Annotated in this window: 21 protein-coding genes; 7 read left to right on the top strand and 14 right to left on the bottom strand. The window is 64.5% G+C overall.

Translation table 11 applies throughout. The annotated features are described in order from the left end of the window. Positions 1-95 precede the first annotated feature (95 nt). The 9 genes from ccoS to ACX3P0_RS23020 form a co-directional block, all read right to left on the bottom strand. Complete coding sequence (gene ccoS / locus ACX3P0_RS23060) at positions 96-236, bottom strand: cbb3-type cytochrome oxidase assembly protein CcoS (RefSeq protein ID WP_459092264.1); 141 nt, start codon at positions 234-236, stop codon at positions 96-98. Then, positions 237-2504 (bottom strand): cation-translocating P-type ATPase, encoded by a 2268-nt coding sequence (locus tag ACX3P0_RS23055; protein ID WP_459092262.1) that lies wholly within the window; start codon positions 2502-2504, stop codon positions 237-239. Then, positions 2501-3286: a DUF2189 domain-containing protein gene (locus ACX3P0_RS23050; RefSeq protein ID WP_459092260.1), complete on the bottom strand. Its 786-nt coding sequence runs from the start codon at positions 3284-3286 to the stop codon at positions 2501-2503. The genes ACX3P0_RS23055 and ACX3P0_RS23050 overlap by 4 nt, the downstream gene beginning before the upstream one ends. A 19-nt stretch (positions 3287-3305) precedes the next feature. Beyond that, positions 3306-3521 (bottom strand): hypothetical protein, encoded by a 216-nt coding sequence (locus ACX3P0_RS23045; RefSeq protein ID WP_459081439.1) that lies wholly within the window; start codon positions 3519-3521, stop codon positions 3306-3308. Further along, complete coding sequence (gene ccoP / locus ACX3P0_RS23040) at positions 3518-4399, bottom strand: cytochrome-c oxidase, cbb3-type subunit III (RefSeq protein ID WP_459081438.1); 882 nt, start codon at positions 4397-4399, stop codon at positions 3518-3520. The genes ACX3P0_RS23045 and ccoP overlap by 4 nt, the downstream gene beginning before the upstream one ends. 60 nt (positions 4400-4459) lie before the next feature. Further along, complete coding sequence (locus tag ACX3P0_RS23035; RefSeq protein WP_459081437.1) at positions 4460-4630, bottom strand: cbb3-type cytochrome c oxidase subunit 3; 171 nt, start codon at positions 4628-4630, stop codon at positions 4460-4462. A 2-nt stretch (positions 4631-4632) separates the two neighbouring features. Continuing rightward, positions 4633-5367: a cytochrome-c oxidase, cbb3-type subunit II gene (gene ccoO, locus ACX3P0_RS23030; protein WP_459092258.1), complete on the bottom strand. Its 735-nt coding sequence runs from the start codon at positions 5365-5367 to the stop codon at positions 4633-4635. A gap of 6 nt (positions 5368-5373) precedes the next feature. Further along, positions 5374-7029 carry a cytochrome-c oxidase, cbb3-type subunit I gene (gene ccoN / locus ACX3P0_RS23025; RefSeq protein ID WP_459092256.1) on the bottom strand — a complete coding sequence of 552 codons (1656 nt, stop codon included), beginning with the start codon at positions 7027-7029 and terminating at the stop codon, positions 5374-5376. A gap of 319 nt (positions 7030-7348) precedes the next feature. Further along, positions 7349-7804 carry an Lrp/AsnC family transcriptional regulator gene (locus tag ACX3P0_RS23020; RefSeq protein ID WP_459092254.1) on the bottom strand — a complete coding sequence of 152 codons (456 nt, stop codon included), beginning with the start codon at positions 7802-7804 and terminating at the stop codon, positions 7349-7351. A gap of 143 nt (positions 7805-7947) precedes the next feature. Between ACX3P0_RS23020 and ACX3P0_RS23015 the strand changes: the two genes are divergently transcribed. After that, the gene (locus ACX3P0_RS23015) at positions 7948-11001 is read left to right on the top strand and encodes an aminotransferase class III-fold pyridoxal phosphate-dependent enzyme (RefSeq protein ID WP_459092332.1); all 3054 of its coding nucleotides are present in this window, start codon (positions 7948-7950) and stop codon (positions 10999-11001) included. Between the two features lie 49 nt (positions 11002-11050). Here the strand turns inward: ACX3P0_RS23015 and ACX3P0_RS23010 are convergent, their stop codons facing one another. Both ACX3P0_RS23010 and ACX3P0_RS23005 read right to left on the bottom strand, forming a co-directional pair. Beyond that, positions 11051-13048: a CocE/NonD family hydrolase gene (locus ACX3P0_RS23010; RefSeq protein WP_459092252.1), complete on the bottom strand. Its 1998-nt coding sequence runs from the start codon at positions 13046-13048 to the stop codon at positions 11051-11053. Positions 13049-13128: 80 nt separating this feature from the next. Then, on the bottom strand, positions 13129-14691 hold the full coding sequence (locus ACX3P0_RS23005; protein WP_459092250.1) for an ABC transporter substrate-binding protein: 1563 nt from the start codon (positions 14689-14691) through the stop codon (positions 13129-13131). A 107-nt stretch (positions 14692-14798) separates the two neighbouring features. Between ACX3P0_RS23005 and ACX3P0_RS23000 the strand changes: the two genes are divergently transcribed. Beyond that, entirely contained in the window at positions 14799-15599 is an 801-nt protein-coding gene (locus ACX3P0_RS23000) for a helix-turn-helix domain-containing protein (protein ID WP_459092248.1), read from the top strand. A gap of 10 nt (positions 15600-15609) precedes the next feature. On the opposite strand, the gene ACX3P0_RS22995 is transcribed toward ACX3P0_RS23000, so the two are convergent. Then, positions 15610-15894, bottom strand: coding sequence for a WGR domain-containing protein (locus ACX3P0_RS22995; RefSeq protein WP_459092246.1), 285 nt, complete (start codon positions 15892-15894; stop codon positions 15610-15612). A gap of 355 nt (positions 15895-16249) precedes the next feature. On the opposite strand from ACX3P0_RS22995, the gene repA reads away from it, so the two are divergent. The 5 genes from repA to ACX3P0_RS22970 all read left to right on the top strand — a co-directional run bounded on the left by repA (position 16250) and on the right by ACX3P0_RS22970 (position 21049). Then, the gene (gene repA, locus ACX3P0_RS22990) at positions 16250-17512 is read left to right on the top strand and encodes a plasmid partitioning protein RepA (RefSeq protein ID WP_459092244.1); all 1263 of its coding nucleotides are present in this window, start codon (positions 16250-16252) and stop codon (positions 17510-17512) included. An 11-nt stretch (positions 17513-17523) separates the two neighbouring features. After that, positions 17524-18600: a plasmid partitioning protein RepB gene (gene repB, locus ACX3P0_RS22985; protein ID WP_459092242.1), complete on the top strand. Its 1077-nt coding sequence runs from the start codon at positions 17524-17526 to the stop codon at positions 18598-18600. A gap of 312 nt (positions 18601-18912) precedes the next feature. Further along, positions 18913-20070, top strand: coding sequence for a plasmid replication protein RepC (gene repC / locus ACX3P0_RS22980; RefSeq protein ID WP_459092240.1), 1158 nt, complete (start codon positions 18913-18915; stop codon positions 20068-20070). Positions 20071-20135: 65 nt separating this feature from the next. Beyond that, complete coding sequence (locus ACX3P0_RS22975) at positions 20136-20570, top strand: antitoxin Xre-like helix-turn-helix domain-containing protein (RefSeq protein ID WP_459081426.1); 435 nt, start codon at positions 20136-20138, stop codon at positions 20568-20570. Beyond that, positions 20567-21049 (top strand): RES family NAD+ phosphorylase, encoded by a 483-nt coding sequence (locus tag ACX3P0_RS22970; RefSeq protein ID WP_459081425.1) that lies wholly within the window; start codon positions 20567-20569, stop codon positions 21047-21049. Before ACX3P0_RS22975 ends, ACX3P0_RS22970 begins: the two co-directional genes overlap by 4 nt. 68 nt (positions 21050-21117) lie before the next feature. Here ACX3P0_RS22970 and ACX3P0_RS22965 read toward each other — a convergent pair whose 3' ends face one another. Then, positions 21118-22137 (bottom strand): LLM class flavin-dependent oxidoreductase, encoded by a 1020-nt coding sequence (locus ACX3P0_RS22965; RefSeq protein WP_459092238.1) that lies wholly within the window; start codon positions 22135-22137, stop codon positions 21118-21120. 140 nt (positions 22138-22277) lie between these two features. Then, a partial coding sequence (locus ACX3P0_RS22960; RefSeq protein WP_459092236.1) for a tyrosine-type recombinase/integrase occupies positions 22278-22459 on the bottom strand: 182 nt, incomplete at its 5' end.

Raw genomic sequence — 22459 nt, 5'->3', positions numbered from 1 at the left:
TAGTCATATATAGCACAGCATCCGCGCTGACAAGGGTTCGGAAAATTGAGGGAGGGCGTTGGCGTGGCCTGGAGCGGTGTAGCCGTTCGACGAAATTACTCGTCGTCCAGCAGGATGCGCTCGGCGGCTCCGTCGAGATCCTCGTACTGGCCGCTTTTCAGCGACCACAGGAAGGCGGCGAGCGCCCCGGCTCCAAGCGCCAGCGCCAGCGGAACGAGAAAGATGAGGCTACTCATTCATCTGGCGGCGGTCAGCGGATGCGGGGTCAGTGGATGGCCTTGTCGAGCGCCGCGCGCGGGCCGCGCGGTCTTGCCGGCGTTCAGCCGCAGCGCGTTGACGACGACGAGGACGGACGACAGCGACATGGCAATCGCCGCCACCAGCGGCGTGACGTAGCCGGCAACAGCGATGGGCAGCGCGATGGCGTTGTAGGCGATGGCGAGGCCGAAATTCTGCCGCACCAGCCGTCCCGCTTCCCGGGCGACGGCAAAGGCGGTCGGCACCGCGTCGAGGCTTTCATGCAGGAAGACGAAATCGGCGGCGTTGCGGCCGATGTCGGCGGCGGTTGCGGGAGCCATCGAAACGTAAGCCGCCGCCAGCGCCGGCGCGTCGTTGAGGCCGTCGCCGACCATCAGCACGTGGCGGCCGGCCTGCGCCTGAGCCGTCAGCCGCTCGACCTTGGCACCCGGCAGCAACCCGCCGGCATGATCCTTGATGCCGAGCCTGGCCGCCGTCTCCGCCACGATCTCCGCCCTGTCGCCGGAATAGATCGCGGTCTCGATGCCGCGTTCCTGCAAGGTAGCGACGGCGTCGCGCGCGCCCGGACGAAGCGCGTCCTCGAAAGCAAAACTCGCCAGTGGCGCACCATCGCGGGAGAGCACCGTTCCGGTCGCGGTTCCCGGACCGTCCTTTGCAAGCGCCCAGTCGGCACGGCCGAGGCGGTAGACGCTGCCTTCCCGACGTGCCTCCATGCCGAGGCCGGGGTGCTCGACGATGTCGGAAAAGCGGATGCCGGCCAGGTCGCGGCCTTCCCCCGCAGCCGCCAGCGCCCGCGACAGCGGATGGCGCGAGTGCATGGCCAAAGCCGCACCAATGGCGAGCGCTTGCGGGTCGAGCGATGGCGCGTCGAGCAGGCGCGGCCGGCCCAGCGTCAGCGTGCCGGTCTTGTCGAAGGCGACCGCGTCCACCTCGGCCAACCGCTCGATGCCGGAGCCGTCCTTGACCATGATGCCATTTTCGAACAGGCGGCGCGCGGCGATCACTTGCACGATGGGTACGGCCAGACCCAGCGCACAGGGACAGGTGATGATGAGCACGGCAATGGCAATGCCGATGGCGCGGTGCCAGTCGCCCGTCGCCAGCATCCAGCCGATGAAGGTAAGCAGGGCAGCGCTATGCACCACCGGCGAATAAAGCCGTGCGGCGCGGTCGGCCAGCCGCCGGTAGCGGGCGCGGCCGCCTTCCGCCGCCTCCATCAGGCGCACCATTTCGGCGAGGAACGAGCCTTGCGCCCGCGCCGTTGCCGTGATCGCCAGCGGTCCGGTCAGGTTGAGCGTGCCGGCCCGAACCGCAGTGCCCGGCTCGACGCGGCTCGGCGTGCTTTCGCCCGTGGCGATGGCGCAGTCGAGGTCCGATACGCCGTCGGCGACGGTGCCATCCACCGGCACGCGGTCGCCCGCCACCAGCAGCACGCGCATGCCGGGCTCGATCTCGGCCACCGGCAGATAGTCGCGGCTGCCATCAGTGCGCTGCACGGTCGCCCCGCGCGGGGACAGGCGTACCAGGCCGCGCACCGCCGCGCGCGCCTTTTCGCGCATCACATGATCGAGCGTGCGGCCGATCAGCAGGAAAAACACCAGTGTCGTTGCGGCGTCGAAATAGGCGTGTTCGCCATGGTGCAGCGTGTCGTAGAGGCTGAGGCTGAAGGCCAGCGTGATGCCGATGGAAATCGGCACGTCCATATTGGTGTGGCCATGCTTCAACGCGCTCCAGGCCGAGCGGAAGAACACGCGTCCGGCATAGACAAGCGCGATCAGCGCCAGTCCCGCTGAAATCCAGTGGAAGGCCTGCCGCGTCTCGGCGTCGGCGCCCGACCATACCGACACGGAAAGCAGCATGATGTTCATGGAGCAGAAGCCGGCAACGCCGAGCGCGCGGATGAGCCGGGAAAGTTCGGGATCGCCCTTGTCTTCTCCGGCTTCGAACAGATGCGCCTGGTAACCGGTCTTGGCCAGCGCCTCGATCATCGGCGGAACGCTGTCCCCCCGCCATTTGACGCTGGCGCGTTTGGTCGACAGGTTTACGCGCGCGGCCTCGACACCGGGCAGTCGGCCGAGGCCGCGTTCGACAGCCTGGATGCAGGCGCCGCAATGCATGGCCGGCACCGACAGGTCGGTCTGGTAAAGGCCATTGCCCAGGTCGCGGCTGGCCAGCCGGATTTCTTGCGGCGACAAAGCGCCGTCCGGCTGCGCGGCAACTTCAACGCCGGGCGCGCAGCAACTCATCTGATCGCCTTGTAGGCATGCCATGTTGAATGGCCGAGCAGCGGGAAGATGACGATCAGCCCAACCAGTGCGGTCGCGACCGAAACGGCAAACAGCACCGAAACGATGGCCCCCCACATTACCATCACCGGCAGGTTACGCCAGACCATGGAGATCGACGTGCCCATCGCGGTGAAGGCGTCGAGTTCCTGGTCGAGCAGCATCGGCACGGCAAAGACGCTGATGGCGAAGGAGAAGGCGGCAAACAGCCCGCCCACCACCGTGCCGACCAGCAGCATGCCCCAGCCTTCGGGCGTGGTGAACAGCATCTCGGCGACATGGTCGAGACCCGGAAACGGCAGCAGCCCGAAGAACAGTGCATAGACGATGACGGCGGCGCGGTTCCAGACCAGCATCAGCAGGCACAGGATCGCGCCGGTATAAAGAACCTGCGCACCCGAGCGCGCCGGCAAGAACAGCATGCGGTGGAGGCCGACCTGCTCGCCGTTTTCGATGGCATGGCTCTTCTGGTAGAGGCCGATGGCCACCAGCGGCCCAACGACCATGAAGCCGGAGAGCGCGGGAAACAGGATGTAGTCCAGTTCGAGCACGAACAGGCCCCAGACGATGGCGGCCGAGAGGGCGAACACGACAAACCCGTAGGCGAGGCTTGGCCCCGGCTGGTTCCACAGGTCGCGCCAGCCATGGGCAAGCCAGCCGAAGGCGGCACTTGCGGGCAGATTGCGCTGACGCCGCACCGCAAGCGGGACGGGAAGCGCATTCGTATGATCGACTGACGGCATTGCAGCTATCCTTTCCGGTTCAACAGGCGGAGCGCGCGGCCCGCAGGGGCGCGCCTTCGACACCGATTTCCTTCGCGTGCGGCACGCAGTCGGGCTGGGAAGTGAATGCCACATAGACAAGATGCGCGTTGGCGCCAAGCAGCACGGCGATGCCCAGCGCCACCAGTGCCAGCACGGCCGCCTTGCGCCCGAGGCGCGGCGGCCGCTGGCTCGTCGGTTCGGCGGGCGCCGTCATCTGGCGTCCGGCTGCAGCGTGTGGACGTAGAGCGTCAGGAGCTTGAGCTGCAGCGGCGACAGCCTTTCGCCCCAATGCGGCATATGCCCCTGACGCCCCGAATAGACGGAACTGTAGACCGACTGCTCGTCGCCGCCATAGATCCAGCTTGCATCGGTCAGGTTCGGCGCGCCGAGATCGTGAGTGCCCTTGGCGTCGTCGCCATGGCAGGCGACGCAGTTGTCGGCAAAGACCTGTTTGCCCGCCTCGATGCGCTCAGCATTACCTTCGGCCGGCAGCGCGCCCGACAGAGAGCGCACATAGGCGACGACATTGCCGATCTGCTCGCGGTCGAGCATGGCGTCGCGGCCGAACGCCATCATCTGCGAGACGCGCGTATCGTCGTTGGTGGAGTTGATGCCGACGCGGATCGTCTCCTCGATGGTTTCAGGCTCGCCGCCCCACAGCCACGCCTTGGCGGCAAGGTCGGGGAAGCCCGGCCCGCCGGTGCCGCCCACGCCGTGGCAGGCGGCGCAATTGTCGTCGAACAGCGTGCGGCCGGCTTGCCTGACCGGCTGCATCAGGGCCGGTTCCGCCTCGATATCGGCATAGCTCATCGCCTCGACCTTGCCGGCCCACGCTTCGTTGCGCGCGGCGTCGGCCTTGGCCACCTGCTCGGTCACAAGGTTGCGCTGGTCGAAGCCGGTGAGCCCCTGCGTGTAGGTCCGGCCGAGCGGCCATGTCGGATAGAGCACCCAGCAGGTCACGGCGAAAACGAGCGTCGCCGCCAAAAAGGCGAACACCACTTTTGGGATCGGCGTTTCGAGTTCCTCGATGCCGTTCCATTCATGGCCGGTCGTTTCGCGCCCGGTGACCGGATCGTGCTTGATTATACTCACTGCCCTATCTCCACGGCATTTTTTCGCGCCCTGTCCGGGCGGCCCCTATTCCAGCGGCCCCTACTCCAGCGGCTTGTCGTCCTCGTCGAGGATGCTTTTCTTGGCCCTGTCGAAGCGTTTCCGGTTGGATGGCCACAGCGCGTAAATCAGCACGCCGATGGCAAAGGCGATGAAATAAAACAGCCCCCAGGTCTTCGCGATCCCGACAAGCGTCTGATGGTCGACATCCATACCTAGTCACCGGCCGGTTTGGGTTGCTCATAGGCGACCTCGGTGAGGCGGCCCAGAATCTGCAGATACGCCACCAGCGCATCCATTTCCGTGACCCGCGCCGCATCGCCGTCGAAGGCGCGGATCTGCGTCGCTTCGCCGTAGCGCTCGCTCAACGCCGAGGCGCCGGCGCTGTCGGGGGTGGCCTGCGCGTAGGCGTCCTTCACGGCCTCGTCGATCATCTCCTGCGTATAGGGAACGCCGACGGTCTGCTGTGCCGCCAGATGCTTGTCGAGATCGTTGGTGCGCAACTCGTTGCGCGCCAGCCAGCCATATTTCGGCATCACCGAGCCCGGCACGACGTCGCGCGGATTGATGAGATGGGCAACATGCCATGCGTCCGAATATTTGCCGCCGAGGCGCGCGATATCGGGGCCGGTGCGCTTGGAACCCCACAGCATCGGGTGGTCGTATTTGGACTCCACCGCCAGCGAATACGGGCCGTAGCGCTCGACCTCGTCGCGCAGCGTGCGGATCATCTGGCTGTGGCAGGCATAGCAGCCTTCGCGGATATAGATGTTGCGGCCAGCCAGTTCGAGCGGCGTGTAGACGCGCATGTCGGGCGCGTCCTCGACGGTCTTGTGGATGGTGAACAGCGGCGCGATCTCGACGATGCCGCCGACCGAGGCGACCGCGAGGATGGCAATGACGAAGCCGATGGCGCTGCGTTCGATCTTGCGATGGAAAAACTCGGGCATGGTCGGTTACTCTCCGGCCTGAACGGCGTCACGGGCGAAGAGGGGAACGTCGCCATCTTCACTTTTCTGGGCAAGGTCGGCACGCGCCTGCCGGATGGTCATCCAGATATTGTAGGAACAGATGACCGCGCCGGCCAGGAACAGCAGGCCGCCAAAGGCGCGAGCGATGTAATAGGGGTGCATCGCCTCGACCGTATCCATGAAGGAATAGGCGAGCGTGCCGCCGTCGGTGTAGGTGCGCCACATCAGGCCCTGGATGATGCCCGAGTTCCACATGGCGAAGACGTAGACAATCGCCCCGGCCAGCGCCAACCAGAAGTGCACCTCGATCAGCTTGGGCGAATACATGGCGGTGCGCTTCCACATCCACGGCACCAGCGCGTAGAGCGAGCCGAAGACGATCATCGAGTTCCATCCGAGCGTGCCGGCGTGGACGTGGCCGACGGTCCAGTCGGTGTAATGCGATAGCGCGTTGACCGGGCGGATCGCCATGAACGACCCTTCGAAGGTCACCAGGCCGTAGAACACCGCCGCTACCATCATGAAACGCAGCGTGGCGTCGTCACGCACCTTGGCCCAAGCACCGTTCAACGTAGCCAGCGCGTTGCCGGCCGATGCCCAGGACGGCACCAGAAGGATGATCGAGAAGCTCATGCCGAGCGTCTGCACCCATTGCGGCAGCGCCGTATAATGCAAATGGTGCGAGCCTACCCACATGTAAAGAAAGGTGATGCCCCAGAACGAGATGATCGACAGCCGGTAGGAGAAGATCGGCCGGCCGGCGCGCTTGGGCAGGTAGTAGTACATCATGCCGAGGAAGCCTGCGGTGAGGAAGAAGGCGACGGCGTTATGGCCGTACCACCATTGCGTCATCGCATCCTGCACGCCCGAAAACGCGGAGTAGCTCTTGGCCGAACCCCAGGAGATCGGCACCGCCAGATTGTTGACGATGTGCAGCACCGCCACGACCAGGATGAAGGCCATGTAGTACCAGTTGGCGACGTAGATATGCGGCTCCTTGCGCCGCGCGAGCGTGCGCAGATAGATCGCGAAATAGACGACCCAGACAACGACCAGCCAGATATCGGCATACCATTCCGGCTCGGCATATTCCTTCGACTGGGTAATGCCCATGAAATAGCCGGTCACCGCCAGCACGCAGAACAGATTGTAGCCGATGAGCACGAACCATGGGCTCAACTGATCGGGCAGGCGCGCGCGCGTCGTGCGCTGGAGGACGTGGAAGGACGTGGCGATCAGCGCGTTGCCGCCAAAGCCGAAGATCACCCCGGTGGTGTGGACTGGACGGATGCGGCCAAAGCTCGCCCAGGCGGCGTCGAAGGTGAGATCGGGCCAGGCGAGCAGCGCCGCCACCCAGACGCCGAAGCCCATGCCGATCACCGCCCAGATCATGGTCAGGACGATGCCGACCTTGGTCGGGTCGTCATAGTAGCGGGACAGGCGCTCCGGGTCGGGCTCCGGCGTGTAGTAGCCGGCCATGACGACGAAGGCCAAGGCGACGCTGGATAGAAGCACGATGATGCCGTGGACGCCGAGCGGGTCGCCGCGGCCACCGGCAGCCATGGCCAGTCCGCAAAGCGCGGTCACCACAAGAATGACCAGCGCATATTGGCGTTCGGAGAGCGTCAGTTGCGATATCATCGTGCACCCTGTGCGTGAGTTTAGGCAGTCGAAACCGCCCTATAGTCGGGCGAACCCAGGCGGTCTTTGCTCTTGCGCAAAAATTTCGAAGCGCGATCCGCGCCCGGTGAAAAACCGTTGCTTCGATGCAAATGAATGCAAATCTCGTAACGGTGTCCCTCAATGTCTCAATTCAATCGTAGCCGGGGGGCCGGGTGGTTTCCAGTCCGACGGGGCGAGCCGTTTGCCGCAGCGCCGTTTGTCGCAGGACTGAGCCGCACCCTTGAAATGCCGGTGTGCAGGAACAACGACGCTGCCGACAGAGTTTTCAGGTGCCCGCTTATGCGTATGCCGCAGGAGCCGACGCGCGGTCGATGTCCCGGCGCAAGACGATCAGCGTCGTCAAATCCTGCACGCCGCTGTCGCCGGCAATCATGTCCCGCAGCGTGTTGAGCCGGTCGATGGAGGGCACCTCGACCTCGACCATGAGGTCGAGCTGGCCGCCGATCGAGGAAACGCGCCGGACCTCGGCGAAACCCGCCAGCTTGTCCAATATGCCGAGCGCGGGCGTTCGCGCCAGCGTCACCATCAGGAAGGCGCGGATGACATTTTGGACCATCTGCCCGATGTCGGCGCGGTAGCCACGGATCACGCCGGTCTTTTCCAGCATCGCCACCCGTTCGGTGGTCGCGCTGCGCGACAGCCCGATACGCGCGGCCAGCGTCTTCAGCGGAATGCGCGCCTCTCGGGACAGGATGGAGAGGATCTGCCGGTCGCGGTCGTCAAGCTCCCTCATGCCCCTCCCCTTCGCGTGGCCGATAATATGCCGGTCCAGCCAGTTAATATGCCGGTTGAACCGGCACTATGCTGGATGCCAGACTTTTCGACCTGTGCCAAGTTCCGGGTATCGCCAATGCAGCCCTGCCTGGAACCACGCCGATGACCGATTTGAACCACCCTGCCCCCGCCTTTTTGCCGGATGAGGCCAGGGCGCTGGCAAGTGACCTTTTCGGCGTGGTCGGCGAAGTGACCCCGCTGGACAGCGAGCGCGACCAGAATTTCAGGCTAACGGCCGGGCCTTTGGCATGGACGCTCAAGATCGTGAACGCTTCCGAGCCGGCCGCTGAGAGCGCGTTCCAGACCGCGCTGCTCGAGCATCTGGAGCGCATGACGCCGGATGTGATTGTTCCGCGCCTCGCCAAGACACGCGATGAAAAATTCCTGGCCACCGTCGACGCGCCGTCGGGCGAGCGCCATGCCGTGCGGCTGGTGTCGTGGCTGGATGGCCGGCCGCTGGCGCAAAGTCCACGCACGCCGGAGCTTTTGCAAGCGCTGGGCGGCGCGTTGGGGCGGCTTGACCGCGCCTTGCAGGGCTTCATCCATCCGGGCGCGCTGCGCGTGCTCGACTGGGATATTCGGCGCGCAAGCGAGGCGCGCGGACGGCTGGCCCATGTCCGCGATGAAGCCGACCGGGCGCTGCTGGCGCGCTTCCTCGACCGCTTCGACGCCACCGTAGCGCCCCGCCTGCCCGGCCTGCGCGCGCAAGTGATCCACAACGACGCCAATGACTGGAACGTGCTGGTCGATCCGGCCAATCCGGACCGCATCGCCGGGCTGATCGACTTCGGCGACGCGCTGCATTCCGTGCTGATCGGCGAGGTGGCGGTGGCCTGCGCCTATTCGATCCTCGATCTGGAAGACCCGATCGGTGCCGCCGCCCGGATCGTGGCCGGCTTCCATGCCGAGTATCCGCTGCGCGAGGAGGAGATCGACCTTCTCTTCGACCTGATCGCCATGCGGCTGGTCATCAGCGTCACGCTGTCGGCCGAGCGCGCCGACCGTACCGGCGACAATCCCTATCTGGCCATCAGCGAGGCTCCCGCCTGGCGTCTGCTGCGCCGTATGGATGCGATGAACCCGCGCTTTGCCACCGCCATCCTGCGCAATGCCTGCGGCTTCGACGCCGTTTCTGGAGCGAGCGCCATTGCGCGCTGGATATACGACAACGCAAGAACCTTTTCAGCCGTGCTCGACCGCCATCCGGCAACGCTTGCCAAGGAAATCGTGCCTTATGGCGACCCCGCGCACCCGATGACGGTGACGTCGGCAGCGGCCGAGCCGGCCAAGGCGACCGCGTGGTGGGATGCGCATTGCGCCGAGAACGGTATCGAACTGGGCATCGGCCCATGGGGCGAGGCGCGCACGGTCTATGCCGGGACGATGTTCGAGTCGCGCTTCGTGGAAGGCGAAAGGCGCGACCGCCATCTCGGCCTCGACCTGTTCATGCCGGCTGGAGAGAAGGTGCGCACGCCGCTCGCGGCAATCGTGAAAAGCGTCGAGATCGAGGAAGACCCGCTCGGCTATGGCTGCCTCGTCGCGCTGGAACATTTTCCTGAAAACTGCCCGCCCTTCATCACGCTGTGGGGCCATCTGGCGCATGAGGCGATGGACCGGCTGAAGCCTGGCGAACGGCTGGAGGCCGGCGCGGTCGTCGGCGAAATGGGTGCGCCGGCGGAAAATGGCGGCTGGGCTCCGCATCTGCATTTCCAGATTTCAACCGATACTTCACTTGCCGCGCGCGACATTCTGGGCGTCGGCGAGGCGCGCTATCTCGACGTCTGGCGCGAACTTTTTCCCGATGCCGCGACGCTGGCCGGCATCCCGCCGGAAACCTTCGAGCAGAAGGGCCGCAGCCGTGCCGAAATCGTCGCGGCGCGCAAAACCTCGATGCTGCCCAACCTGTCCATCTCCTATTCGGAGCCGATCAAGTTCGTGCGCGGCGACGGCGTCTGGCTGATCGACCATCGCGGGCGCGCCTATCTCGACTGCTTCAACAATGTCTGCCATCTCGGTCACGCCCATCCTGACGTGGTCGCGGCGATTGCGCGGCAGGTTAGCCGGCTCAATACCAACACGCGCTATCTGCACGATTTGATCGTGGACTATGCCGAGCGGCTGACCGCGACCCTGCCGCCGGAGCTTTGCGTGGCCTCCTTCGCCTGCACCGGCAGCGAGGCCAACAGCCTGATGCTGCGCATGGCGCGCACGCATACGGGCCGCGAAGACGCGATCGTGCTCGACTGGGCCTATCACGGCACCACGCAGGAACTGATCGACCTCAGCCCCTACAAATACAAGCACAAGGGTGGGCAGGGCCGGAAACCGCATGTGTTCGAGGCGGCTATTCCCGACAGTTTTCGCGCGCCGGCAGATTGGCCGCTGGAGGAGCACGGCAGGCGCTTTGCCGAGAGCGTCGCCGAACAGATCGAAGCGATGGCGCGAAAAGGCCGCGCCCCGGCGCTGTTTCTGGCCGAATCCATTCCGAGCGTAGCCGGGCAGGTGTTTTTCCCGGAAAATTATCTCGCTGAAGTCTACGCCATGGTGCGCAAGGCGTGCGGCGTCTGCGTGGCCGACGAGGTGCAGGTCGGCTTTGGTCGGGTCGGCAGCCACTGGTGGGCGTTCGAGACGCAGGGCGTGGTGCCCGATATCGTCACCATGGGCAAGCCGATCGGCAACGGCCATCCAATGTCGGCCCTTGTGACGACGCGCGAGATCGCCGCCTCGTTCAACAATGGCCTCGAATACTTCAACACGTTTGGCGGCAATCCCGTTTCCTGCGCGGCGGGCCTTGCCGTGCTCGACGTGATCGAGCGCGACGGCCTGCGCCGCAACGCCAGCGAGATCGGCGCCTATCTGATAAAGCGCTTTCGCGAAATGCAGGCGCGCTACGAGGTGATCGGCGACGTGCGCGGCATGGGCCTGTTCCTCGGCATCGAACTGGTCAATGACCGAAAAACCAAGGAACCGGCAACGGCGCTCGCCAAGAAGATCAATGACGGCGCGCGTAGCCGAGGCGTGTTGATGGGAACCGAAGGCCCGCACGATAATGTGCTCAAGATGCGCCCGCCGATGATCTTCAGCCGCGAAAACGCCGATCATCTGGTCAGCGTTCTGGACGATACCTTCGCCGCCGTTCTGGCCAACGAGGGTTAGCGCTCAGCCGGGCCGCGCGACGCGTTGCGAGCGGCCCGGCCCGGTGGCCTCACATATGGTCGCGCGGGATGCGGGCGCTCCGCTCGCGCTCGAACACGGTGTCGTCGCCATGCCGCGCTTCGATCCGCTCCGAAATCACCCATTCGGTTTCGGTGCAGGACAGGTGGGACCTGTAATGGGTATGGACGCGCCAGCCTTCCCGCTCTGTGCTGCATGTCCAGTCGATCTCGGCCGTCATCGACAAAGGATCGCCCGGCGCTATCGACCAGAGTTCCTCCCGCGTATCGCGACTGCATAGGCCATTGCCGGGATGGCGGCTGAGGCCGGTGTCCTCGCGCACGCGGTAGCGGGTGACACCTTGCAGAAGGTCGCGCTCCACCGAGCGGCCCGACGATCCTTGCGTCAAGACCTCGTAGGGCGGCAAGGGATCGGGGTTGGCCGGCTCCGGGATCTCGATCCGTCGATGCGCGCCGAGAAGCGGCAGATCGACTTGCAGCGTGGCGAGGTCGATCGCAAGCGTCGCATCGTAGGGCGAAGGCAGGATCGTCGGCCAGTAGGCGCTGGAAAACGACACGCGGATGCGATGGCCCGGGGCGAAACGGTAGCCGCAGGCGTCGAGCGCCAGTTCGATCTCGACCGGCTTGCCCGGCTCCATAGGGTGCGGCTCGGCATTGCCATGGCGATGCGCAAGGTTGAGCACGCCGTAGCTGACGCGCGTGGCCGTCCCATCCGTGTGCACATCGACCAGCCGGACGGCAAGGTTGCCGAGCGGGGCATCGCTGGAAAGCGACAGTTTTGCCACCGGCTGGCCGAGAATGACGCATTCGTCGGAAAGAACGGCACTGTCGAAGCTGAGCGAGCCGGCATCGTCGAGGCGCTGGTCGCCAGCCATTTCCGTATCCGGTTTGAGCGTGAAGAATTCACCCGAAGCCGTGCCCGTATCCAGCGGCGAGCGCAGCAGGACGCTGCCTTCGGCTCGCTGGGCAGGATCGCGCCCAAGCCGGCCCGAAGCGTCCGGGCGAAGGGTAAGGGTTGCCGGCGCGGTCCATTCGTCCACGGCGACCCAATAGCCGGGGTCGGTTTCGCGCCAGCGCGCGGGCTTTGGGCCGTCCAGTATATAGGCGCGCAGTCTTGGTGTCGTTTCCGCCTTGTTGTCCTCGCCGCACAGCCAATGCCGCCACCAGGCGATCGCCTCGGCGTGGAAGTCGGTGCGCGGCTTCGGATAGGCGAAATGCGGGTATTTGTGGACCCATGGGCCGACCAGCCCCCAGGCCTTTTCCGGCATGCCGGCGACCGCCTTCAAGGGCGTGTTGCGATAGCCGTCGGCCCAGCCCGCAATCACCAGCGAGGGCACGCAATAGCCGGCAAAATCCTCGCCGATTGAGCCATGCCGCCAGAACGCGTCGCGGCGCTGGTGGGAAAGCCATTCCTTCATGAAGAAGGGTTCGCCTTCCAGCCGTTCCAGCCACATGTCGCGCCAGCGGTCGCCGACGAGAGCGGGATCGGGCGCGCGCGACTGATAGGCGCCCATCGTCGCCGCCCATGACGCCTGCGCCGACAGATGCGCGCCGTTCTTGTAGTGGATGTCGTCATTGTAGCGGTCGACCGTGGATGACAACGAAATCACCGCCTTGAGCGCCGGTGGCTTGAGCGCGGCCACCTGAAGCCCGTTGAAACCGCCCCAGGAAATGCCCATCATGCCGACATTGCCGTTCGACCAGTCCTGCGCGGCAATCCATTCGATCACCTCGACCGCATCGGCAAGCTCCCGCTCAGTGTATTCGCCGTCGATCACGCCGTCGGATTCGCCGCAGCCGCGAATATCGACGCGTAACCCCGCAATGCCGGCAGCGGCGAACACCGGATAGGTGGATTCGTCACGCGGGGCGGTGCCGTTGCGCTTGCGATAGGGCAGGAATTCCAGCACCGCCGGCACCGGCGTGCCGGGCGAGGCCGCTTCCGGCATCCAGATGCGGGCGGCAAGCCTCGTGCCGTCCTTCAGCACGATCCACTCGTTTTCGAGGACGTTGAAATTCTTGTCTGTCATGAGATCAACCATAATGAAGGGACCGGCGGCAAGCACGCTGATGCCGCCGCCGGTCAATGAATGTTTGTTGCCGCCCCGGCTCAGGCCTCGAGCCAGACCCGGCTGGCGATGCGGCCATTGGACAGATCGTTGCCGATATCCGGGACGAAGCCCTTCAGATGGCTCGAACAGGCATTGAGATAGTCGTTGAACACCGGCAGGATCAGCCCGCCCTCGTCGCGCACCATCAGCGCCATGTCGCGGTAAAGCGCGCGCCGCTTGGTCTCGTCGAGTTCGCCGCGCGCGGCGACCGCCATCTTGTCGAAGTCGGGCCGCTTGAAGCGGGTGTCGTTCCATTCCGCGTTGGAGACATAGGACGTGGAATAGCGCGCGTCCTGCGTCGGGCGTCCGCCCCAGTAGGAGGCGCAGAATGGCTTGACGTTCCAGACTTCCGACCAGTAGCCGTCGCTTGGCTCGCGCCGCACGTCGATCTTGATGCCCGCTTTTTCCGCGCTCAACTGGAAAAGCTGGGCGGCATCGACAGCACCAGGGAACGCAGCTTCCGAGGTTCTAAGCAGGATCGGGTCCTGATGGCCCGACTTCTTGAAGTGGAAGGCCGCCTTGTCGGGATCGTAGGTGCGCTGCTCGATATCGGTGGGGGCGAGCGCGTAGTTGGCGTTGACGGGAAAATCGTTGCCGATGGTGCCGAATCCGCCCAGCACCCGCTTGAGGATGGCCTCGCGGTCCACCGCATATTTCAGCGCCAGGCGCAGATCGTTGTTGTCGAAGGGTGCTGTGTCGCAGTGCATCAGGAAGGAATAGAAACCCTTGCCGGAGGTGCGCAGGATCTCGACGCCCGAAACCTGCTTCAACAACGGCACGACCTTCGGTTCGACGACGTTGATGAAATCGACCTGCCCGGAGCGCAAGGCGCTGATACGGGCGGTCAAGTCGTTCATGACGGTAATAAGGACGCTATCGACGTAACCCCGGTCCTGGCGCCAATCGTCCTTGTTTTTTTCGAATTCGGCGCGAACGCCCGGCTCGTACGAAACCAGCTTATAGGGACCGGTACCGATTGCGGCCGCAGGCTTGTCGACGCCGCCGCCCGGCTGGATCTGGAGATGATAGTCCGTAAAAATCAGCGGCAGGTCGGCATTGGCCTCCTTCAGCGTCACCACCATGTCGCCGGCGCGCGCCTCGATGCGGTCCACGCCGGTCAAAAGGCCAAGCGCGCCCGATTGCGATTTTGCACCCGCATGGCGGCGCAACGTCTCGACAGCATCGTTGGCGGTCATCGGCGTGCCGTCGTGGAAATGAACGTCCTTGCGTATCTTGAATGTCCATTCCTTGGCGTCAGCCGACGGCGACCAGGATTCGGCCAGCGAAGGCACCGCCTCGCCCGTCTTGGGGTCGGACTCGACCAGCGTATCGCCCCAGCAATGCGCGATCACGAATGCCACGCTGGCGGTCGCCAGAGCGGGGTCGAGCGTATCGGCCGAAGCGCCGCCGTCCAACCCCATCCGCAATTGCCCGCCGCGTACCGGCGCTTGCGCCCTTGCCGGCGATACGAGCGAGCCGGCAGCGACCGAGAGCCCCAAAACCGTTCCCGCCTGAAGCAGGCCGCGACGCGATAAATTCAATGTCTTGCCAGACGCGCTCATGTGAATTCCCCTTATGATGCTGAAGCGTTTCGCTCGATCTTAAGCGGCGGCCACGCCAACGCAATTTCACGGTTTGACGCGCCTTTAAGCAGGTTTATGCTGCCAGCATGAGGAAGCCCTGCCCCAATTTCAGCAGCAATTTGAAACGCGCCTGCAGCACGCGAGAATCGGTGTCCGAACTGTGCCGGGCGATCGGCCTCAACCGGCAGCAGTTCAACCGCTACCTCAATGCGGGGTCCCTGCCCTCGGCCCATAATCTGATGCGGATCGCGGCGGCCTTCGGCCTCGAGCCGGCCGATTTCGAGCTGCCGGAAAGCGCCTTTGGCCGCAAGCTCGGCGAGCGGCGCCGGCCCGCGACCCGTGCGGGGCCATTGGCCAACGCTTTCCCGGGCGATTTGAACGCGCTGGCCGGCTATCTCGGCTTTTACCAGACATGGCACATGTCGCTGTCCTGGCCCGGCCGCGTCGTCTGTTCCTGCGCCCATTTGCGCGAGAGCGGCGGGCAGGTTCTGGTGACCTCGCTGGAGCGCATCGAGGATGTCGAAAGCGGCATTGTGCAGCGCTCGCGTTATGTCGGACTGGCGGCCTACCGGCGGCAGCGCATCTTCGTGACCGAACTGACCAGCGACGAAGCGCCAACCTTCGGGCAGACGATCCTGATGCCGTTTGAAATCCACCAGCGGCGCTATCTGCGCGGCATCACCATGGGCCTGGCGTGGCGAAACAACAATCTGCCCTACGCTACCCGCACGATCTGGCACCATCTGGGAAACGCCGCCGACAGACGCGGCCTGATCGCGCGCTGCGGCATCTATCAGCCTGGCTCGGCGATCTTGCCGTCCACGGTGACGACCTTTCTGACCGAGGCGCGGCCAATCAGCGCCTCAACCATGCAGCCGCAGGGGTGAGGCCCCTGCCCTACCCGCGATAGCCGCGCCGACGTTTTTGCCTTTCGAGGCGCGAAAAAGCGGCGGACGCCCCCTCGCCTGTCGGATAGGAATCGATCTTCATGCGGCCGCGCGTGCCGATGCGGCCCCAGGCCCGCACCACGGACACCTCGCCGAACAGCGTCGGCTGCAATGACAGGCAATAGAACCGCGCCATGTTTTGCGCGGGATCGACGCGGTGGAGAATGGTCTCGGAGGCTTGGCTGTTGGTCATGCGGCCATTGGAACGGCCATGCGCCGTTGCGTCCAACGCCAATTTTGAATCGGTCGTACGGCATCGATTCACAGTGTTGATCGGTCGAACCGGCCGTCGTCCGGATCGGATCGAGTTGACACCTGTCAACTCCGGCGAAACCAACGCAAGAACCGGGCTGGCTAAATGGTTAATTTCCATTAACTATAAATTGCTTGACCCGACTCGGCTCCTCACCCATCCTGTTACGGTGTTTGCCGTATGGCGTCATGTTACCCGTAACTGATTGCCATTCGCGTTAGCTGCGCTTTGCTCCGTAATAAACAGGCCTGGCGTAGGCGAGATTCGGATTCGCCGGCGAATCGGCGCATAAAGGTTTTCAGGCATGGACATGGCCCTTCCGGGAGAGGTTTTAGGCGTGGCGACTTCAGGCCAGCACACGGCTAGCGCGCGGCAGATCGGCGTGGACACGGACAGCGCGGGCTGGTCGACGGATCGCGCCATCGCCAAGGATGCCGAGCTGCTGTCTGCCCAGTTGCAGGCTATGCGCGACCGGCTCTATGCGCCGGCCTCGAGCAAGGTGCTGCGGCGTTTTTCCAGCGGCGAGGCGGCAAGGCTGATCGGTGTTTCCGACGGCTATCTGCGCCAATTGTCCATCGCCGGCGACGGGCCGCAGCCGGAGACGGGCGCGGGCGGCCGCCGCTTTTACACGCTGGAAGACATCAACGGCTTGCGCCGGCACCTGGCTGAGCAGAGCCCGGCCAAGGCGCGTAGCTATCTGCCCCGGCGCGACGCGGCGCGCGGCGAACATATGCAGGTCATCGCGGTCACCAACTTCAAGGGTGGCTCCGGCAAGACCACGACCAGCGCGCATCTGGCGCAGCATCTGGCGCTGGCCGGTTTTCGCGTGCTGGCCATCGATCTCGATCCGCAGGCGTCTTTGTCGGCGCTGTTCGGCTACCAGCCGGAACTCGACCTCGACGGCAACGACACGCTCTATGGCGCCATCCGCTATGATAGCGAGAGCCGGCCGCTGTCGGACGTGATCCGTAAAACCTATTTCGACGGGCTGGACATCGTGCCCGGCAATCTCGAATTGCAGGAGTTCGAGCATACGACGCCGCAGATGCTGGCGGCGCGCCAGGGCGACGACAGCGACGGCCCGATGTTCTTTGCACGCGTGCAGGCGGCCCTTGCCACGGTCGCCGACCGCTATGACGTGGTCGTCATGGACTGCCCGCCGCAGCTTGGTTTTTTGACGCTGTCGGCATTGTGCGCCGCGACCTCCGTGCTGGTCACCATCCATCCTCAAATGCTCGACGTCGCCTCGATGAGCCAGTTCCTGTTCATGACCGCCGATCTTCTGTCGGTGGTGCGCACTGCCGGCGGCGAACTCAACTTCGACTTCATGCGCTACCTCGTCACCCGCTATGAGCCCAATGACGGGCCGCAGACGCAGATCGTCGGCTTTTTGCGCTCGCTGTTCGGGGAAAGGGTGCTGACCGCGCCGCTGGTCAAGTCGACCGCCTTTTCCGACGCTGGGCTGACCAAGCAGACGCTCTATGAGGTTTCGCGCGAAAGTTTTAGCCGCGCCACCTACGACCGGGCGATGGAATCGTTGACAGCTGTCAACGGGGAGATCGAAGGCCTTATCATGAAAGCCTGGAACAGGCCGGCATGAAGGAGGCAAAGATGGCAGGACAAAATCGCAAGAACCAATTGAAGGCGCTGTTCCAGCCGATGGAGCAGCCGGCTGCCGACCACGCGGCGGATGCGCCGACGCCATCGGCTGAACCCGCAGCGCACCCCCCTGCCCCGGCGTCCGAAGCGCGCGCCCGTGCGGCTTCTGGTGCCGTGAAAGCGATGGGCCTTTCGCTCGGCGGTCTGTCGCGTGAAATCGAGGATGCGCGCCGGCTGAAGGAAAGCCTGAGTATGGCCGACCGCGTCAACGAGATCGAGCCGGATCTGATCGATACGTCCTTCGTCAGCGATCGCCTCGGCCAGGACGACCGCGACGAAAGTTTTGTGACGCTCATGCACAGCATCGAGGTGAGCGGCCAGCAGGTGCCGGTGCTGGTGCGGCCGCACCCCGAAAAAACCGGCCGCTTCCAGACCGCCTATGGCCACCGCCGTATCCGCGCCGCCGCCCGTCTCGGCCAGCGCGTGCGCGCCATCGTGCGTGAGCTTTCAGACACCGAACTGGTGCTGGCGCAGGGCAAGGAAAACACCGAGCGCCGAGACCTGTCCTTCATCGAGCGCGCGTTCTTTGCCCATAGGCTGATCGAGCGCGGTTTTGAGCGCGGCGTGGTGCAGGAGGCGCTGTCGCTGCACAAGGCGGAGATGACGCGCTATCTGCAGGTGGCCGAAGCGGTGCCGCATCGCATCGCCAGTGCCATCGGTCCCGCGCCAAAAATCGGCCGGCCGCGCTGGATGGCGTTGGCCGACCTGCTCAAAAGCGAGGCGGCAACGGTCAAGGCCGAAGACGAGATCACCACCGAGCGTTTTCGCGCTGCTGCCGGCAGCGACGCGCGCTTCAACCTGGTGTTTTCGCGGCTGCAGCGCAAGGCGGCGGCCAAGGCCGGCGAGCCACGAGAAATTCGCGATGGACAGGGCAGGGCGGTCGCCCTCGTCAGCGTCGCCAAGGGCAGGGCGCGCGTCGAATTCGTGGACAAGATTGCCGACGGTTTTGAAGATTTTTTGGGTGGAGAACTGCCCAAGCTGTTGGAACGGTTCAGGCAGGGAGCAAAAAGCCCGGCCGGACCGGACTAGATTTATCCCCGACCGGCCAACAGGGTGGATGCTCGGCATTCAGCCCACGGCCGGAAAGGAGCGTAGAGCGTTAGTGTCGAATGCGTAGCAGCTAGAAACAGAAGGAAAAACAGGCAAAGAAAAAGGCCCCCGAAACGTCGCCATTCCGGAAGCCCTCATCAATGTAGCAATTGTGAGAGAATCATTTCCGGACCGACTTGTCAACACTGGACGCGTTCCGGAATGCCTTCGGCTTGCCTTTTATCGAGGTGAACGAAGATGATCGAGCCTATCTCGACGACGCCCTTCGGGCGGCGATCGCTGTCGCTTGCCATGGTGGCGGGGCAGATGGCGGCCGAGCGTTGCACGCCCGGCGCCAGCGCCAATAAATGGCAGGTGTTCCGCGCCGTCTGCGAGGCCAAGACGATGCTTGGCGCGAGCGACCGCGCGCTCGGCGTGCTCAATGCGCTGCTGAGCTTCCATCCCGACACCGATCTGGTGGAAGGGGAGGGGCTGGTGGTGTTTCCGTCCAATGCGCAGCTGGCGCTTCGCGCGCACGGCATGGCGCCGGCGACGCTGCGGCGGCATCTGTCGGTGCTGGTGGAATGCGGCCTCGTCGTGCGCCGCGACAGCCCCAATGGCAAGCGCTATGCCCGCAAGGACCAGGGCGGCGAGATCAGCCAAGCTTTTGGCTTCGACCTGACGCCGCTGTTGGCGCGCGCGCAGGAATTCGAACACATGGCGGACACGGTACGTGGCGAACGGCGCGCCTTGCAACTGGTCAAGGAACGCATCACCATCCTGCGCCGGGACATCGGCAAGATGATTGCCTTCGGCCTGGAGGAAGGGATTTTGGCCGATTGGCAGGGCCTGCATCTCGCTTATCGTGAGATCGTCACGCAGATCCCGCGCACGGCCAGCCGGATCGAATTGGAACCGGTCGCCGCAACCCTTGCTGAACTCGCCCTGGAGGTACGCAAGACGCTGGAAAATCATGTTAAAACACAGAATCCAAACGGCAATGAGTCTCATTTTGAGCGCCACATACAGAATTCAAAAACCGACTCCCATGAAATTGAACCTCGCTCCGAAAAAGAGCAGGGGGGCGAGGCCGCACCTAAGCTGGAAACCAAGAGCCAGCCGCCAACGGGCTACCCGCTTGGACTGGTGCTGCGGGCCTGCCCCGACATTGCCAATTACGCCCGCGACGGAATTTCGAACTGGGCGGGGCTGGTCGACACGGCAAATCTGGTGCGCGGCGCGCTCGGCGTCAGTCCGGACGCCTGGCAACAGGCCTGCGAGGCGATGGGGGCCGTGGATGCGGCGATCTGCATGGCGGCGATCCTGCAACGGGCCGAGCATATCAACAGCCCCGGCGGCTATCTGCGCAGCCTGACCGACAAGGCGCGGGAAGGGCGGTTTTCCGTCGGGCCGGTGCTGATGAGCCTGTTGCGGGCAATAGGGCGAGGGGAGGGGAGCAAAGCTGGCTGATCGGCGATCTTGCACGTCGCCTCACATGAGACTATAGTCCGTCTCAACTGGATAGGAGATCGATCATGCTGGCCCTTGCCAATGTCGCCGACGTTCTCGGCCTGCCGCCGCGCGAAGCGGCCGCGCGCTCGCCCTTCGGGCTGATGACGCGCATCGAAAATGGTTTGCCGATCGGCGCGCTCGAACGCGTGGCCCTTCTGCTCGCGCCGGGCGACGCCCAGTTCAAGTATCGGCTGGTGCCCAAGGCGACCTATGACCGGCGCAAGAAGGGCGCGCTGCTTCTGTCGACGGAAGAGGGCACGCGGCTGGCGCGGGTCGCCCGGGTCTGGGGTTTTTCGCTCGACGTCTGGAAAAGCGACGAGGATGCGCGAGAGTTCCTGTTCCGCTCGCATCCGATGCTGGAGGACCGGCGGCCGATCGATGTCGTCATCCAGAGCGAGATCGGGGCCGAACTGGTGCTCGATATTCTCGGCAGCCTGAAATATGGCAGCGCTGCGTGACGGCGCAGAACCTGGACCGAACGCTTTTCTGCTTCAGGATCGGCGATCCGGCGGGAAATTATCCGATCTTCGACGCGACCGGCTCGATGCTGGCCCCTGGCCGCTGGAATACGCCCGGAAGCCCGATGATCTACGCGGCCGAGCATTATTCGACGGCGCTGCTGGAAAAGCTGGTGCATGGCAGCGGCCGCCTGCCGCCCAACCAACATTTTATCCGCATCACTGTGCCGAGCGGCGCGTCCTATGAAGTGTTTTCGCCGCCCTCGCTTCCCGGCTGGGATACGATGCCTGCCACGGTGAGCAAACGCTATGGCGAGGAATGGTGCCGGGAGCGGCGAAGTCTCATCCTGCTCGTGCCCAGCGTCGTGGCGCGGCTCGACCGTAACGTGCTGATCAACCCGGCGCACCCCGAGTTTTCCCGGATCGAGACCAGCCTGCATAAGCCGGTCTATTGGGATCGACGGCTGTTTGGCGTGTAAAAGCATCGGGCCGAAAAGTGGAATCCGGTTTTCGGATCATTCCGGTGCTTAATCAAAGTGCGTGGCCGTCAGCGCCAGCCGAGCGCCGGGGCGACCTGGGTCAGGATCGCCTCGATGACATGGGCGTTGTAGGCGACGCCGAGCTGGTTGGGCACGGTAAGCAGCAGCGTATCGGCCTCGGCGATGGCCTCGTCCTTACGCAGCTCCTCGATCAGGACGTCCGGTTCGGCGGCGTAGCTGCGGCCGAACACGGCGCGCGTATCGGCTTCGATATAGCCGAAATGATCCTGGCTTTCGTCGCTGCCGAAATAGGCCCGGTCGCGGTCGTCGACCAGCGCGAAGATCGAGCGGCTGATCGATACGCGCGGCTCGCGCGCATGCCCGGCTTGCTTCCACGCCTCGCGAAAAGCCCGGATCTGCTCGGCCTGCTGGATGTGAAAGGGCTTTCCGCTTTCGTCGAATTTGAGCGTGGAGCTTTGCAGGTTCATGCCAAGCCTAGCCGCCCATTGTGCGGTGGCGTTGGTGGCGGCCCCCCACCATATCCTGTCGCGAAGCCCTTCCGAATGCGGCTCGATGCGCAGCAGGCCGGGCGGGTTGGCAAACATCGGGCGCGGATTGGGTTGGGCAAAACCCTTGCCGCGCAGAATTTCGAGGAGAACGTCGGTGTGCTGCCGGGCCATGTCGGCGTCGGTCTGGCCCTCTTGCGGCACATGACCGAAATAGCGCCAGCCGTCGATGACCTGCTCGGGCGAGCCACGGCTGATGCCGAGTTGCAGGCGGCCGCCGGCGATGAGGTCGGCAGCGCCCGCATCCTCGGCCATGTAGAGCGGGTTCTCGTAGCGCATGTCGATCACGGCGGTGCCGATCTCGATGCGGCTGGTTTTCGCGCCGGCCGCCGCCAAAAGCGGAAACGGCGAACCAAGCTGGCGGGCAAAGTGATGCACGCGAAAATACGCCCCGTCCGCGCCCAACTCCTCGGCGGCGACCGCAAGGTCGATGGACTGCAGCAAAGCGTCGGAGGCCGAGCGCGTCCCGGACTGCGGCGAGGGCGACCAATGGCCGAAAGAGAGGAAGCCGATCTTTTTCATGAGGATACCGTGTGAGGGTGCCGGTGGGGGTGAATGTGTTCGGCTTATTTAGGCATTGAACCGCCGGTACGCCATAGGGCCTGAGAATGGGAGCGCGGGGAGGGTAGGGGGCTTTTAGTCCCGACGCCTTCCCGGTGTTCCTATAGCCCCGACGCTTTTGTCAGATTGACCCTGAACCGATCCCTTCGGCGCTGGTATTTGCGTGTCATTTCGGCGCTAGCGTGGCCGAGTTGCTTTTGCACATAGCGCTCGTCGACTTCGGCCGAGGAGGCGAGGCCAGCCCGCAGAGAATGCCCGGAGAATTTTTGCGCCCGCTCGCCTT

This window comes from Mesorhizobium sp. A556, assembly GCF_054489545.1.
The sequence above is the reverse complement of the archived record's forward strand: the minus strand, read 5'-3'. Positions and strand labels throughout refer to the sequence as shown.

What these genes read in the sequence shown, in the direction of transcription:
- ccoS (WP_459092264.1), bottom strand. Translation starts at nt 236, where the DNA reads ATGAGTAGCCTCATCTTTCTCGTTCCGCTGGCGCTGGCGCTTGGAGCC.
- ACX3P0_RS23055 (WP_459092262.1), bottom strand. Translation starts at nt 2,504, where the DNA reads ATGAGTTGCTGCGCGCCCGGCGTTGAAGTTGCCGCGCAGCCGGACGGC.
- ACX3P0_RS23050 (WP_459092260.1), bottom strand. Translation starts at nt 3,286, where the DNA reads ATGCCGTCAGTCGATCATACGAATGCGCTTCCCGTCCCGCTTGCGGTG.
- ACX3P0_RS23045 (WP_459081439.1), bottom strand. Translation starts at nt 3,521, where the DNA reads ATGACGGCGCCCGCCGAACCGACGAGCCAGCGGCCGCCGCGCCTCGGG.
- ACX3P0_RS23035 (WP_459081437.1), bottom strand. Translation starts at nt 4,630, where the DNA reads ATGGATGTCGACCATCAGACGCTTGTCGGGATCGCGAAGACCTGGGGG.
- ccoO (WP_459092258.1), bottom strand. Translation starts at nt 5,367, where the DNA reads ATGCCCGAGTTTTTCCATCGCAAGATCGAACGCAGCGCCATCGGCTTC.
- ccoN (WP_459092256.1), bottom strand. Translation starts at nt 7,029, where the DNA reads ATGATATCGCAACTGACGCTCTCCGAACGCCAATATGCGCTGGTCATT.
- ACX3P0_RS23020 (WP_459092254.1), bottom strand. Translation starts at nt 7,804, where the DNA reads ATGAGGGAGCTTGACGACCGCGACCGGCAGATCCTCTCCATCCTGTCC.
- ACX3P0_RS23015 (WP_459092332.1), top strand. Translation starts at nt 7,948, where the DNA reads ATGACCGATTTGAACCACCCTGCCCCCGCCTTTTTGCCGGATGAGGCC.
- ACX3P0_RS23010 (WP_459092252.1), bottom strand. Translation starts at nt 13,048, where the DNA reads ATGACAGACAAGAATTTCAACGTCCTCGAAAACGAGTGGATCGTGCTG.
- ACX3P0_RS23005 (WP_459092250.1), bottom strand. Translation starts at nt 14,691, where the DNA reads ATGAGCGCGTCTGGCAAGACATTGAATTTATCGCGTCGCGGCCTGCTT.
- ACX3P0_RS23000 (WP_459092248.1), top strand. Translation starts at nt 14,799, where the DNA reads ATGAGGAAGCCCTGCCCCAATTTCAGCAGCAATTTGAAACGCGCCTGC.
- repB (WP_459092242.1), top strand. Translation starts at nt 17,524, where the DNA reads ATGGCAGGACAAAATCGCAAGAACCAATTGAAGGCGCTGTTCCAGCCG.
- repC (WP_459092240.1), top strand. Translation starts at nt 18,913, where the DNA reads ATGGTGGCGGGGCAGATGGCGGCCGAGCGTTGCACGCCCGGCGCCAGC.
- ACX3P0_RS22975 (WP_459081426.1), top strand. Translation starts at nt 20,136, where the DNA reads ATGCTGGCCCTTGCCAATGTCGCCGACGTTCTCGGCCTGCCGCCGCGC.
- ACX3P0_RS22965 (WP_459092238.1), bottom strand. Translation starts at nt 22,137, where the DNA reads ATGAAAAAGATCGGCTTCCTCTCTTTCGGCCATTGGTCGCCCTCGCCG.